The sequence below is a fragment of the Delftia sp. ZNC0008 genome, from assembly GCF_000799035.1.
Classification (GTDB): domain Bacteria; phylum Pseudomonadota; class Gammaproteobacteria; order Burkholderiales; family Burkholderiaceae_C; genus Comamonas; species Comamonas tsuruhatensis.
On record NZ_JTKZ01000492.1, the window covers coordinates 1 to 755 of the forward strand.

Annotated in this window: 2 protein-coding genes; one reads left to right on the forward strand and one right to left on the reverse strand. The window is 70.1% G+C overall.

Translation table 11 applies throughout. The annotated features are described in order from the left end of the window. On the reverse strand, positions 1–437 hold a 437-nt coding region (locus tag L995_RS16440; protein WP_047472668.1), incomplete at its 3' end, for a LysR family transcriptional regulator. Positions 438–541: 104 nt separating this feature from the next. Here L995_RS16440 and L995_RS16445 point away from each other — a divergent pair. Beyond that, positions 542–755, forward strand: a 214-nt coding sequence (locus L995_RS16445; protein ID WP_047472669.1) for an NTP transferase domain-containing protein, incomplete at its 3' end; no start/stop codon positions are given.

The window sequence follows — 755 nt, forward strand, 5'->3', positions numbered from 1 at the left end:
CCGCGTACGGTGTCGCTGGTGTCGATGCGGATGTCGATATCGGGCCAGGCGCGCTGGAAGGACTCCAGGCGCGGGATCAGCCACATGGCGGCAAAGCTGGCCCAGGTGGTGATGGCCACGCTCTTGCGGCCCACGGTCTGGCGGATCTGGCGCACCGAGGCGTCGATCTGCTCCAGCGCGGGCGCCACCGAGCGCAGCAGCTGGGCGCCGGCCCCGGTCAGCTCCACGGCGCGCGTGTGACGCAGGAACAGCGGCACGCCGACTTCATCCTCCAGCGACTGGATCTGGCGGCTCACGGCCGACTGCGTCAGCGACAGCTCGTCGGCGGCCGCGCGGAAATTCAGGTGCCGGGCCACGGCCAGGAAGGCACGCAGATGGCCGGCTCCGATGGCGCGTGTGCGCAGCAGGGGAACGGGTGCAGTGGTGGCATGGGGCATGGCGCCGCCAGCATACGTCAATCGTGTGACCGGCCGCAGCCCTTGGCGGACAGATAATCGGCGGCGTTGCCGGCACAGGTTCTGGCGTTTTGGATGAATCACCTATGACAGCACCTCTGGATCTCGTCATCATGGCCGCGGGCAAGGGCACGCGCATGAAAAGCCGCCTGCCCAAAGTCCTTCAGCGCCTGGCGGGGCGCCCGCTGCTGGGCCATGTGCTGGCGACCGCAGCGCAGCTGGATGCGCGTTCGGCCGTGGTGGTCACGGGCCACGGCGCGGACCAGGTGGAGCCCGCCATGGCGGCGGCCTGCCAGGGCG